Annotated in this window: 13 protein-coding genes; all 13 read right to left on the bottom strand. The window is 49.3% G+C overall.

All coding sequences use genetic code 11. The features are described 5' to 3' along the window. Complete coding sequence (locus SPB21_RS21520) at window positions 1-945, bottom strand: Rpn family recombination-promoting nuclease/putative transposase (protein WP_499867676.1); 945 nt, start codon at window positions 943-945, stop codon at window positions 1-3. An 882-nt stretch (window positions 946-1827) separates the two neighbouring features. Then, window positions 1828-2523 carry a helix-turn-helix transcriptional regulator gene (locus tag SPB21_RS21515; RefSeq protein ID WP_163697117.1) on the bottom strand — a complete coding sequence of 232 codons (696 nt, stop codon included), beginning with the start codon at window positions 2521-2523 and terminating at the stop codon, window positions 1828-1830. A 286-nt stretch (window positions 2524-2809) separates the two neighbouring features. Next, on the bottom strand, window positions 2810-3961 hold the full coding sequence (locus SPB21_RS21510) for a transporter substrate-binding domain-containing protein (RefSeq protein ID WP_499867675.1): 1152 nt from the start codon (window positions 3959-3961) through the stop codon (window positions 2810-2812). Window positions 3962-4031: 70 nt separating this feature from the next. Further along, window positions 4032-5561, bottom strand: coding sequence for a GH3 family acyl-acid amido synthetase (locus SPB21_RS21505; RefSeq protein WP_499867674.1), 1530 nt, complete (start codon window positions 5559-5561; stop codon window positions 4032-4034). Beyond that, window positions 5545-6201 carry an acyltransferase gene (locus SPB21_RS21500; RefSeq protein ID WP_499867673.1) on the bottom strand — a complete coding sequence of 219 codons (657 nt, stop codon included), beginning with the start codon at window positions 6199-6201 and terminating at the stop codon, window positions 5545-5547. Before SPB21_RS21500 ends, SPB21_RS21505 begins: the two co-directional genes overlap by 17 nt. Continuing rightward, a complete protein-coding gene (locus tag SPB21_RS21495) occupies window positions 6185-6412 on the bottom strand; it encodes a hypothetical protein (protein WP_006516505.1) in 228 nt (75 codons plus the stop codon). The genes SPB21_RS21500 and SPB21_RS21495 overlap by 17 nt, the downstream gene beginning before the upstream one ends. Window positions 6413-6444: 32 nt before the next feature. Continuing rightward, window positions 6445-7206: a sterol desaturase family protein gene (locus SPB21_RS21490; protein ID WP_499867672.1), complete on the bottom strand. Its 762-nt coding sequence runs from the start codon at window positions 7204-7206 to the stop codon at window positions 6445-6447. A gap of 3 nt (window positions 7207-7209) precedes the next feature. Beyond that, window positions 7210-8226, bottom strand: coding sequence for an aromatic ring-hydroxylating dioxygenase subunit alpha (locus SPB21_RS21485; protein ID WP_499868733.1), 1017 nt, complete (start codon window positions 8224-8226; stop codon window positions 7210-7212). Then, complete coding sequence (locus SPB21_RS21480) at window positions 8216-8524, bottom strand: 2Fe-2S iron-sulfur cluster-binding protein (protein ID WP_499867671.1); 309 nt, start codon at window positions 8522-8524, stop codon at window positions 8216-8218. The genes SPB21_RS21485 and SPB21_RS21480 overlap by 11 nt, the downstream gene beginning before the upstream one ends. Window positions 8525-8528: 4 nt before the next feature. Further along, window positions 8529-9683, bottom strand: coding sequence for a Rieske 2Fe-2S domain-containing protein (locus SPB21_RS21475; RefSeq protein WP_499867670.1), 1155 nt, complete (start codon window positions 9681-9683; stop codon window positions 8529-8531). Between the two features lie 24 nt (window positions 9684-9707). Then, complete coding sequence (locus SPB21_RS21470) at window positions 9708-11021, bottom strand: P-aminobenzoate N-oxygenase AurF (RefSeq protein ID WP_499867669.1); 1314 nt, start codon at window positions 11019-11021, stop codon at window positions 9708-9710. Then, window positions 11014-11937: a ferritin-like domain-containing protein gene (locus SPB21_RS21465; RefSeq protein WP_499867668.1), complete on the bottom strand. Its 924-nt coding sequence runs from the start codon at window positions 11935-11937 to the stop codon at window positions 11014-11016. Before SPB21_RS21465 ends, SPB21_RS21470 begins: the two co-directional genes overlap by 8 nt. Beyond that, complete coding sequence (locus SPB21_RS21460) at window positions 11934-12995, bottom strand: aromatic ring-hydroxylating dioxygenase subunit alpha (protein WP_499867667.1); 1062 nt, start codon at window positions 12993-12995, stop codon at window positions 11934-11936. Before SPB21_RS21460 ends, SPB21_RS21465 begins: the two co-directional genes overlap by 4 nt.

Below are 12995 nucleotides of genomic sequence, written 5' to 3'. Positions count from 1 at the left end.
CTAGCCCGACTCCTCATCCGCCATCAACCACGCCTTAAGATCATCCAAACTAGTCATCTCAAACACCTCATCCCCCAGCGCTTCTAGCCGCACCAGCGATAACCGATCTAGCTGTTCCACAATATCCTGAGGCATCTCCTCCAGCTTTCGAGTTAGCTGTCGTACAATCAGTGACCTCGCCTGTTCTAAACGCCCTTCTTCTAAGCCCTCTAAGCGCCCTTCTTCTCGTGACGTATCCACAACATTATTGAGATCTCGATAATACTTAAGACTATTCTGATAAGAATCTTGCTCAGTGGGTGAAAAATTAGCAATTTCGGCAATTTCAAACAATTGTAGAAAGACCGGATCTTGAAAAGGCTGGGGCCGATCATCTAGCTCAGGCAAATGTCTAAGCAGATATAGCCATTGGTCTTGATGCGAAACCAGTTCTGTCAATGACTTCTGGAATTTAGGTAGTTCAATATAAACAAATTTGAGCTTATCGTAGAACACCTCGCAATGCTGATTCTTAAGTTCTACCGTGTGCAGGTAAGCGTTGTCATGTTTGTGATCATCAAACACAAAGTCCAATACCCCAATGGAATAAACAGGGGCTAAGTGATAGTTCCAATCCCCCTTCAGTGCTTGCTCTTGAATGGGGAAACTGGCATAGAAAACACTGCGGTCTTTGAAATAGTTTTGCTTAGCCTTTTGAATTTCAACAATAAAACGTTCCCCATTCTCTCCCTGGCAATAGAAATCAAAAATGGCTTTGCGGTCAATGGGCGTATTCCCCAACACCTCAGGCATTTGGTAGGCGAGAGTCTGAATATGGTGATAGGGGGGCAGTAATGTATTCAGAAAGTCGATCAGCAGTGGCTTGTTCGGTTCAGAACCAAAGACGCGCCTAAACCCAAAATCAGTGAGAAGATTGATATAGCGTTCTTGCAATGGGAAGGGCATGGCGGCAACCGATGGCCAGGCACTGGCAACTTTGATGGTTGATATGGTCTAGTTTAATTGTAGCTAAGAATTTTGCTAGTACCCCTGCTGTACAACTATCTTTTAGGCAGCAGGGGGCTGGATATTTGATAGTTAATGGGGATCACTAAGGGGAGTGCACATCAATAAAATCCCAATCGCAAAATATAATATGTTGTAGGATGTCCTCACCTTACGAAGGCTACAGTGTATACACAACTGGAAGATTTTGGCATCGAGCATGACGAACACCGGTTCCTCTTACCAAGGGGAACCAACGGAGGGGGCTTCGGTCGTTAGCGCAAGTGATCCACACACCTCCCTGTCGGTTCCCCTTACCAAGGCTACCCTGTATACATAAGTCGGAGAGTCGCTCCAAATATCGAGCCCTCATCCCCCAACCCCTTACTCCCTAAGGGAGAAGGGGGGCCTGACCTCAAAGTCCTTCGCCCCTAGGGAGAAGGATTTAGGATGTAGACGCCAAAGCGGCTTCTCGCAGAGTGGGCCAATTCAAGGTCAGGTCTACTTTTTGGGACATTATCTTCTAGATGTGTATACACCGTAGCCTTACCAAGGGGAACCATTAGCAGACTATCTTGAAACAAGTGAATCTTAAGGAGTTTGACTATTCTCTCCGATTTATGTATACACGATAACCCTTTTATGGACATATTTACATTTACTCAAGCAAGCATACCTAGAGTCTCTCCAATGCTGGGGGGACAAAACTCAAAGCCCCCAGCATTGCGAGTTTGACTTCGACGTGAGGCTTCGACGGTGAACTCAGCCGAACCGCTCAGCCAAACAGAATAAGAAGTCAGGAGTCAAGGAGGATATAGATCCTGACACCCAATAACCAACATCTCACCCAGCCAACATTTTCCGGCTTAAATTGATACCCATTTTATGGACGAAACTCTCTTGGCTGGCAAGAGACTTGGTGTAAGACTCTTCTATTATCATCACCATCTGCTGCTTAGCGTACGTGTTCTTCATGTGTTTTTTGACCGTGTTCAGAGCAATATGCAATTCCGCAGCAATTTCCTGATAGCTATAACCAATGCGATGAAGAATCCAGACATCTACTTCTCGTGGGCTGAGCCCATACCGGATCGCCTCAGTTATCGCTAAAATCTCTTTAGACTGTTTTTGGTTTTCTAAGATTACCAGAATGTAAGGACGATCACCACGGTTAAACCATCGCGCTCGAATGCGCACATGGCAGTGGGATTGTTTAAGTTTTAACTCTGATTCAGTAGCGGTTAAATGGTTAGGGAAACTCTTGCGACTGTCAATCAGAATTTGACAAGTATTCCAGATTTCCTGGGGGACTGAGCTTGTAGAAGGAAAATCTTGGTTGATGCGATCGCACATACATCGTGCCGAGCTATTACTCTCAACACATTGACCATCTTCGGTCAAAATCAAAATGCCATCACCATCATCACCACAATTCTGCACAATAGGCGTGATGATAGTCTCATTTGAAGAAGCCAGTGAATTGGATAAACATGCAGGTTGCAGATTGGCAGGCCGATTCAGGGAGCTTTGAAGTGTCATGGTCATCTCGGGATTGTCAAACTTAAATGCGGGAATTCGAGTGATCCGAGCCCATTAAAGGGTCTAACTGTTGTAGATGCAGATGGCATACCCAATCCGAATTCATGAAACCCGATTCAAAATAGACAATCCTGTAGGGGCATTGCCCTGGGGATGCACTGCGATACCGGGCGCTATCAATCAGGATTTTGTATTACTGATATATAGGTTAAAGTCGCGAAAAATATGCATATTTCCCCTAACTACGCCGTAAAGCGGAACAGTCTACGTATTTTCCACAAGTTCTTTATCTAGCCCTGGACTCCAGCTCCGATGCGTTAAACCACTTCTCGTGTAGTTGTTGCAAAAAGCCCTGCTGCTGATAGTCCAAAATCAGCTGATCGATGGCCTCCAATAGATTGGCATCATTTTCACGCACCGCGATACCGTAGCCCTCATGGGTCAATAACGTACCTGCTAGCTCAAACGAGTCAGGATTGAGATTAATAAAATGACGCAATGCCGGAGCATCCTGCACCAGGCCTTTAATTTTGCCATCTTCTAATGCGGTGACGGCGGCGGCAAAGGATGGATAGGTGACTAATTTGACCGGTTGACTCTGTAAAAATACTTCCCCGGTTGTGCCCTTTAATGCACCCACTGACTCACCACTGAGGGCCGCCAAATCCAGCTGATTTTCACTCAGCTGATGCACCGTCAGAGACGCAATAAAGTCCGCCACAATAAAGAAACTCAGCCCCATCCATAGGGTGGCAATCAAACGCCCAATAAACTTGGTCGGGGTGACATCGCCATAGCCAAAGGTGCCCAACGTGACCACGGCAAACCAGATGCCCTGACTGACACCTCGCAGCGGATTCCCCGAAAAATGGTCATTATGTTTGTGCTCTACCAGCCAGATCAGGCCACCTACAGCGGTGCTACTGGCGAAGATCAGCACAATGGGGCGGAAATTTTGCCAGTTAAACATGCCGCTGGCAAAGGTGATCACCGTCGTCTTGGGTTTGGTGACCATCAGTTGTAGCCCAGATTGATAAAACGGATAGGAAAAGTCAAACCCTGCTGCTTCCCGTTGAGCGGTCACTGAAATACCCGAAATGGCCGCATCAACGTCACCGTTTTTGAGGCCCACCAATAGGTCACTGACAGATTCGTAAGTCACCCATTCGGTCTCTAAGGCCAGATCATCGGCGATGCTTTGCCATAGGTCGGCGCTATAGCCATAGGGCAGGGTGGCAGGCTCCAGGGAAACAAAGGGCGGTAGTTCTTTAGTGCCGACGCGAATAGTTAGCTTGGGTTGGGGTTGGCTGACAGGCAGCGTCTGCCATGCCTGGTCCAACGATTGGTCCCATGTCTGGGTAGATTGGCCCAGGGCAGCTGGTGGTGCTAACCATAGCCCCAGAGCTGTGGCCATCAGTGCGCCAAGGTATCTGAACATGACTCGCGATTTGTGAGCGGTTTTGCAATATGGATAATCTTGTAGGGGAATTCCCTTAGGGTCAACCGCTTTAACGCAACGGGCTGTAATGGGGATTACTTAAAAGGGTCTCCGCTGTTTGTATGGCAGTCGTTAATAGATGCGGGTATTTCACATCACCCAGGCGTTTACCGTGTTGATAGTGGTAATGCATCAGCCGTTGCGGGATATCTGATGAAGCGTAGATCCGTGCAGGCTGTAGTTGCCCCAACAGCCGCGCCTGTCGATAGTGAAAACTCTGGCAAAGTAACTGGTCTAAAACCTGGGCTGTATGGGTTTCGCATCGGCTGATGTGATCAATGAATAGGCTGTAGTGGGGCTGGGGTGATAAACAAGGTACCAGGCATTTAAACGCATTGTCTGGCAGGTCTAGCTGAGTTTCTAACTGAGTTAATGTCTGGCTGACGAAGGTTAAGGTGAGTTTCTCGCCCACCATGTCGCTGGTGCTATGGCTGCGGCCTAAAAAGCGTAGACAGGGGGTGGATTGATAATAGTGGGTGGGTTGGATGCGATCGCCCATGCGATACCGGTAGAGTCCACCTTTCTGGGAAATAATTACGCTGTAGGTGTGCCCTAGCTCCAGTTCATGCAGCAGGTGAATAGCGCCCGCTTCATCTTCAAACTCAAAGAAAACCTCTGTCAGCATAGGCACACAGCCATTTGCGCCCAGCAGCGGTACGGTCATGGGTGCTTCGGTGGCCAGTAACCCTTTGCCCTGGATCAGGGTATGGGGAAAATGGTTTTGCAAGGCACTCACCTGATCGGCTGCCAAAGCACTGTCCCAGCAGGAAATGAGTTTTAGCTTGGGCCACAAGGCTTCCCAGTTGATGGTTTCCTGACTCAGTAGGTGGGAGCGGGCTGGGGAGAGCTGGTGGGTGAGTTGCGATCGCAACGCCACTCGATGAGTGTGAATATAGTCCAGCTGCACCTTTAAAAAGCTAGGGCTCCAGATAGATATCGTCTCTAAATTCTCTGCTAACAACAAGGTTTTACACAGGTTTGCCTGAAACCCCTCAGGGGTTTGGGGTTTATGGGCATCGGGCGGTGACACTAGAAATGGCTTAAGCAACCACCGCAGCCACAGATCCAGGTATTCAGAGTCATCCTGTAACCCCTCTGGCGTTTCTCCAGGGGCCAACAGCTTGGGAGAAATGCACATATACACGTTCCCCGTCTCAAACCCTGGACCATTGACAATCAGGTCATGGGCCCAGACGCAAAATAGAGTGTTAAAAGACTTTCGTAAAGCACGAGTATAGGGAATCTGTTTGGCGGGACCGCTACTGCCCGATGTTTTTTCATAAAAGAGAACAGGATCTGTATTTAGAGAATTGTTTTCTTCGATCCAGGGCTGCAAATCCCCATAGGTGACTATCGGAATCTTGTGCCAGTCGTCAATAGACTTAATTCCTAACGATTTGCCATACTTACTTTGCATTAATTGTTGAAATAATGCGTTTTGCAACGTTTGCTGGGTAGCCTGCGGTTGTGACAACGTTTTATAAAACCGCTTGGCGGTTGGGGCCAGCAGTGAGCCAAATCCCCTAATCAGCCAGCCCATGGGTTTTCTCCTCAGCGCTATGCTCCTCAGCACTATTAACAGTGCTATTGGGATAAATCTCACTACCGGCTTCTAAGTAGCTGCCTACGGTGATCATGGCCCCTGGCCCAATGTAAGAACCTGCACCGATAAAGCTACCATCCCCAATGGTGATGGGTTTTAGATAAAGCATCAGGTTATCCCGTCGCGGCTTAATGATGTGACTGTACAGGCCCACGCGATGGCCAAACACCACACCATCGCCAATGGTCAACAGCCCCCGATCGGCAATTTCTAAGGCCGGTGTCCAGTACACCTGTTTGCCTATGGTTGCCCCCCATAGCCGCAGCCATGCAGAGAATACACCGGGCACCAGTCTCAAAGCGGTTTCTAAGGCCGGAAACGCAATGTAGATCAGTTGAAACTGATGACTGCCCCACCAGGGAGAATAATCGCTGCCCTGGAGGTAGCTGATGCCATTCTCAAGGGGATAAACAGAATGATGGATGCGATAAGACAGTATGGGAAACCCATAGAGAAAAAACAGGCACAGCATTACGCTCCATAGGCTGTGTTCCCAGATGCCGTAGGCTAAAGAGACTGTCGCTAAACTTAATGTTAGGGTGGGGAAAAAAGATAAAAATTTACTTAACAGAGTCATGGTTGATGTCGCGGCGGGGGCCAACCCAGATGGCAGCCCCCGTAACCAGCGGAAGCAGGGCGGAAATCCCCCCAAATAGCAGGGGATAGGTTTTAACGGCGGGAACGGTTAAAACAATGGCAAAAACAAGGCCACAGTATAGTAATGCTGCAAAGGGGATCGCGCAGATGATAATCAACATCAGGCGCTCATTGGATTCTATTGAAGACATGGGGTAAAACAACAAACAAACTGAACAGACGATCAGTCTAGCGAATGTGTCTGCATACATGTTGCTTGCGGAATTTCTCGTGGGTATAGTAGCTGTCGCCATAGGCTTAAATGCAATGTTTGTCCTAGGGCTAACGGCCATTGGTCGGACTGCTGCCAGGTGCCATGGAGACGATCCCACAGCTTAAAATTGGCACCGTAGTTGCAAGCCTGGGCCGCACTCTGGTGATGCCAGCCATGGTCCTGAGGCAATATTAACCAGCCGGATAAACAGTGGTATAACCAGCTGCCTGGCTGGGGACTAAACTGGCTATGCCGCCACAAATCTAAGGCTGCGGTGAGGCTGACGCCTAAAACATAGGCGGTGGGGTCATTCAATAGATAGATAAACAGTCCATGGACCCATAAATAAATAATTAAAAAACTACTCCATAGGGTATTGCGGGATGTGCCTAAAACATCCATGGTGCTGACGGTGTGGTGTACCTGGTGGGCAAACCAGCCCCAGGGACTATGGAGAAAACGATGATTCCAGTAATAGAGATAGTCCACCGCAACAAAGCTAAGAACAAAGGCGATCAGAGGGTGTAACGCTAGACCCTGTTGCCAGTGGGGAAGTAGTTGCTGGTACAACGTTTGTAAACAGGTGAGTTGAACCAGGGGTATAAGAAGTCCCTGTACCCATAAACCGGCACTGTCTAGAATCCAGTCATGCAGGGTTTTCTGGGTAAGTTCTGACCAGCTACACCAGGCGGTGAGGCTGACTAAAAGAACAAAAGTACCAAAAATAATCATGGTCTATACCCAAAAGGTAATGTCAGCGGATTGGTCCGGCAGGGTGCGTGGGTCTTTGCCTGTGGCGATCGCATCTCGAATGGATTCGACAAAAATGTGAATGGTGTCGGCGGGGGTGTGGTGAAAGTGGGTGCCATACTTTGCGATCGCATCCCCCTGCACTCCCAAGACCCCAATGTCCTGGTCAATAATGCGCTGGGCAGTCCATCGCACCAATGGCTTGGCCAGCTTATTCCAAATGCCGTAGTTAAATGTCACATCGGTATACACCAGCGTGGAATTCTCCGTTTCTGGAATCGACTGACTCGTGATAAAACAGCGACGGTGGGGACCCATGGTATATTCCACGCTGGTCACATTGGGCATATGAAACGAGTCTCGATGACAGATTTCATGGCCCTGGGGGTTTAAGAACCAGCGGGACCAGCCCAGGTTATTGGTTTCATTGCGATAGGTGGCGGTGACGCTACCCTGATGTCGTGTGACCGTCATGGCTAGCTGTTGTTGCCGCGCTGTTCGAAAGATTCCAGGATGTACGGAAACTGTATGGGGAATATCGATAAAGTTCTCCGCGCAGTTGGTAACGTTGTTGGCAAAGCGATTGATCACGCGCACCGTTTCCCAGGCTGGTGTTTGAAAGTGGGGCATGGCAAAGGGTTGAGTCTCCAATCCGCCCCGCAGCCGCACATACACATAGCCATCCTGTTCACAGGTATCGTAGGCTTTGGCACAACGATTGGAGTTAGCAGCGAATTGTTCTCCTTCGGCAGGCACCTTGGTGACCTGCCCTGTGGGGGCATATTGCCAGCCATGGTAAGGACATTGCAGCTGTCCTTGATGCACCTTGCCTCCGGAGAGTCTGGTGTTTCTATGCAGGCAGCGGTCTCTGAGGGCAACGGGTTGGCCATTTTCTCCTCGAAAAATAACGAGCCATTCATCTAAGACGGTGCGTTGTAAAACAGTTTTAGGTTTTAGCTGTGTGCTCAGGGCAACGACATACCAAAAATCCTCAAACTGAATTGGGAGGGTTATCGGGACTTCCATAGGGACAAATTTTCAGGTCGTGGGTGATATCAAGCTGACAGGCAAGGCGTGCATTGGGACAATCGGGAGCCAGTACCTCCAGCAGTTCCTGCTCCTCAGGCCTAGGGGGCGGAACATCTCCTGTGACGGTGACTAAACAGGTGCCACAGATACCGGTGCGGCAACCGAAGAGTATGGGAGAGTTTTGGACGGTCAGGGTGTCAGCGAGGGGGGTGTGGGCTGCAATGGTCACGGCGGCGTGATCGGTGTCAGGGAAAGAGATTTTGCAAGACATGCCCTCATCCCCCAGCCCCTTCTCCCCAGGGAGAAGGGGAGAAAGAACCTAAACTATTCTGCCTTGGTAATTTAGAGTTAACCTTCAAAGTCCCTCTCCCCAGGGAGAGGGATTTAGGGTGAGGGCCAAAATCCTGAGAACCAAGATGCTCCTGGGAGAAAGCATTAGGGTGAGGGCTCGACCACCTCGAAGGCACCAACCCATTTATATACCTCACGTAGTGGGCAATGGGCGCATCTACCGGCAATAGCCGTTCAGTGCTAAACCGAATATTGTCATAAATCATGCCATCTTCACCGCGCAGGGCGTAATAGCTCAGCCGTGTTAGCCACAGCAGTAGGTGAGTGACTAGCCAACCGATGATGCCTGGACGTTTTTGGGTGACATAAATCGGCTGAATAAATGTCTCCCCCGACTTTGTAGGTCTATAGGCATAGAGCATATATAACTGGGGGATCCAGCGCACCGCTTTCATCATGGTCAGTAACCCCAGGCAGCCGTGGGCATAGCGCATGGAGTAGGCATAGCGCGGTCCTAAAATGGCTCGACCTAAACGCTCTCGCCAGTTGGTATTGAGAAACTCGCCGCTGAGGGTAAAGTCAATGTGTTCTCCCTCTTGTTCCAGTGAGAGTTCGAGATCCACGGGTAAATGGTGCACGGTTTGCAGGTGCTGCACATCAATGCCGTTGATCATGCAAATGTGATGATGACATTTGCGGGTTAGGGGGCGATCGGCGACAACGGCCAGTTCATGGTGCTTGAGTTCATCAAATTCTGCCACCGCTGTCGGTGCCACACTATCTGGGTAAATCCAAATAAAGCCGTACTTTTCTTCCGTGGCATAGGATTGCAGCGTAGCCCCAGCAGGAATGTGATCCTGGCAAGGAATATCCTGGCATTGACCGTCGCCGTCAAAGGCCCAATGGTGAAAGAAACAGCGTACGTGGTTGCCGTCGACACTGCCAATGCCCAGGTCAGTGCCCATGTGGGGGCAATAGGCATCCAGGGCTCGGATGTTGCCGTCTTGACCCCGAAAAATGGCAATGCGTTGGCCACAGATGTCAAAGGATTTAACGGTTTCTTTGGGGATCTCTTTAGAGGCTGTGACCAGGTACCAGCCCCTGGCAACAATATCCCAGTTGTTAAATATGGTTGTCATGGTTATTTGTTTTCAATACGCTTATCAATCATTCGGGCAATTTTTCGGATAATCGTTTAAGTTGGCGGGCTGAGCGCCGCCAAAGCCCGCCAACACCCGATCCTGAAAAAATCTAAATAATGCTTGCCGCTGTGTGTGCAGATACCCCTCAATCGAAGCGTTTTGCATAATCGCCATGGTGCGATTGCTGGGCCACACATAATCTAAGGGGTCTAGATACGCTTGGTAGGAGGCCATGGCTTCCTGGTGGGTTTTATAACTGCGGTGTAAGCCCTCAGATTCTTCTGTGAAACAAGCCTGCATCATGGCTTTAGCGTCACCATCGTCCATGGAGAAGAGGGGCGATCGCAACAACTGATACACCTTGGGATACAACGCCGGATCATGCCAAAAGATGCCGTTGACGGCGACTGAAAACTGCTGATGGTCCCGCTGACAGCCACGAATGCCAAGGTTGGCCACGAATGCTTCAAATGGTGTGGGCTGCGGTAAACACTGGATCACTTCATGGGAGAGCAGGGTGGAACTATTAAAGTGAAAACTCTCATCCATAAAGTGGTAGAACGAGATCTTGGCTGGAATCGGTGCATTCTCCTGGTCGTCATGGGTTTGGTAGTAGCGACTGAGCTGATGCTGCACCAGTTTGCCATTGAGGGTGCGCAGGCCGCGCACCGTGAAATACTGACAAGCGAGAAAACTGTTGCAGGCAGAGATGAGGCCAAAGGCCTGGAGCTGTAGTTGCTTCCACCAGCGTTTTAGCTGATTAGTATCTGCAAAAATCATGGTTTCGGTAAACGGTCCCCGCATGGGATAGCTAAAGAGCCGCTTACCCAATAGGGCCTGTTCCGTTTGGTCTGCCACGCTGCGAAACGCGCTGATGTGGGCGCGCTCCTGGGAAGATTCCAGGTCTAACATGTCGCAGATGGTGCGAAACCCATCGTGGGCATACAAAGCAGCGGCACTGGTCTGGTTAAAAAAGATGGTGGCAATTTCAGCGGAGATAATTTGAGTATAGTAGGCCACCCAATACAGCTGATTTAATACTGTTCTTTGGTACTCGCTGGCCTGGTGCCATAAAGGAGTGCCATACAGCAGTGAGAAGGTTTCAGGATTCCAATGGCTATCACGGCAAGCGTCATAGCTAAATGCCTGGCCAGCGTCATCTAAAAGCTCAGTATTATCTTGCTTTTGATTACGTTGATAGTTGATTTCTAATCGGCGCTGTAACGGGATGTTCAGTAATATGTTCCTGGGGTCAGATTGACTGTGGCTTCGCTTGTTCTGCTTTTCTAGGTTCTCTTTATTGAGTAGCTGATCGGTATGATAATTTTTATCCATAATTAGCGGCCTCCTCGGCATTGAGGGGGGTGAATAAATCTTGGTCTGCGAGCTGGCTAACGATGCCATGGCTGGTGCTAGCCATGAGATTCTTTAAAAGCTGTAGCCGTTGATGGCTGTGAGTCACAGTGTCTAACTGTTGCAAAATTTGGATACGTTGGGGGCGAGAAAGATGACCTTTTGTGGTTGCGATCGCAGCCACCACCCGCTGGGGACCTATGCGCACCATTTGCAAAAAAGTCGCCAGACAGTCCACAATGGCCGCTTTACTGTTGCCTGATATCTCAGTCTGATTTAGCAAGGTGACTCCGGTGCCATGGTGCCGTGCCTCCGCCTGCAGAAAACTTTGGAATAAGTTTCTCAATGGCTTGTCGGTACAGCCCCTGGCCAAGCTGCGATAGTGGGTCAGCCCCCACCCCTCTAACACGACTTGCAAAACAAATAGAAGAACGGTTTTGTCAGAACTCTCAACGATGTCAGAGAGTAACTGTAAAAACGGATCGTTGAGTTCTGTAGGAGCTATTGCTGATGCAGCATAAGGCTGTAGCTGAGCCAAATGCATGGTTTCATCTGCCGCAAACAGACTATAAAGCATACGCTCTTGGGTGCTGTCAGCCAGCAGCACCATCTTGGCCATATACCCCACACCAGCCTGCTCGATAAATAAAGACTCTTGCAATAATCCCCGATTTAACTGTTGCAAAATGTGGTGTTGTTCGCAGTCAGCAGACTCTTGAAAGATAGATACCCGATCTAAATCAAAATATTGGGGCTGCCAATAGATAGACGAGGCGTTAGACACATTGATGGTCTCTCGTTCTCCTAGGGCAGCGGTCAATATGCGGTTTATCTTGTTATTTGCCGTTAATGTTGGCAGGTCAAAACCAGATACTTTTCTAAGGTTAGGTACGGTCATGTTACGCTCCTCCAATCTCCCCAGCTCAAAGCTTTTTGTCGATTGAGATGTTGGGCAAACTGAACGATTGATTGGTCTGCTTTTAGAGGTGTTTTAAAGTGAAATCGAATGCCCTGAAAGACTTGAATATCTCCGGTGGCAAAGTAGGCGGCGACCTGTCGAGTTATCCATAGAACAACTGGATTCATGAACCTGCCAGCAAAACGCTTAGGGGTAATTAATAGGGTCCAACCCTCGGTTTTTCCGCCTGGGGTAGGCCGTAGGGCAAACATAATGTGAAAGTGAAAAAAGTCTGGCCCGACGGTGACTGTGCCGGTGCTGCCATACCAGTAACACATCTTATAGGTCACTTCATTCTGATACAACGGACGAATGAGTTTAACAAACTTTGAGGCTTCCCCACCGCGGGTTGTGTTGTCTAAACACAGTGCATTGTCATTCAGCGCCTTGGCTTTAAATCGCACTGCTAGGGGCAAATTGTGAACTGAGTTAAAGTGATGGGCATCAATGGCGTTGATCATCAATACATTAGGGTGGCAGTTACGCTCAAAGCGATAGCTTAAAGCCGCATCACAATCCATACCTTCTAACTCAGGCACATACGGCGGTGGATATTTGGGAGTCTTACCGGTCCAAACCCAAATCATGCCGTAGTGTTCAGCCGTAGGCCATGGGCAAATCTTTGCGTTAGCCATGATCGTTTGGTGTTGGCCACAGGCTGGAATCTCAATGCACTGCCCCGTCTGGTCAAATTGCCAACGATGCAGCGGGCAGCGAATAGTCTCACCATGGATCGTTCCCTGGGCCAATGCGGCCCCCATGTGGGGACAATGGCCGTCTAACGCCACCACCTGGCGGGTGTGGGTGCGATATAGCACCAGTTCTCTTCCCATCAGGGTGAGGGACTGTGCCTGCCCTGGTTTTAAGCGATGGCATGGCAACGCCCAATACCAGCCTTCAACAAATCGATCAGAACGATTAAAGACAGGATTTTTCTCTTGCGTTTGCCCAGCGAGCTGATCAGTGTCATGGGCTGTGGTTAACGATTCGATATTCAT

It is taken from the genome of Leptothoe sp. ISB3NOV94-8A, assembly GCF_043421595.1.
In the GTDB taxonomy this organism is placed as follows: domain Bacteria; phylum Cyanobacteriota; class Cyanobacteriia; order Phormidesmidales; family Phormidesmidaceae; genus Leptothoe; species Leptothoe turfae.
This window is presented reverse-complemented; position numbering and strand designations above follow the sequence as displayed.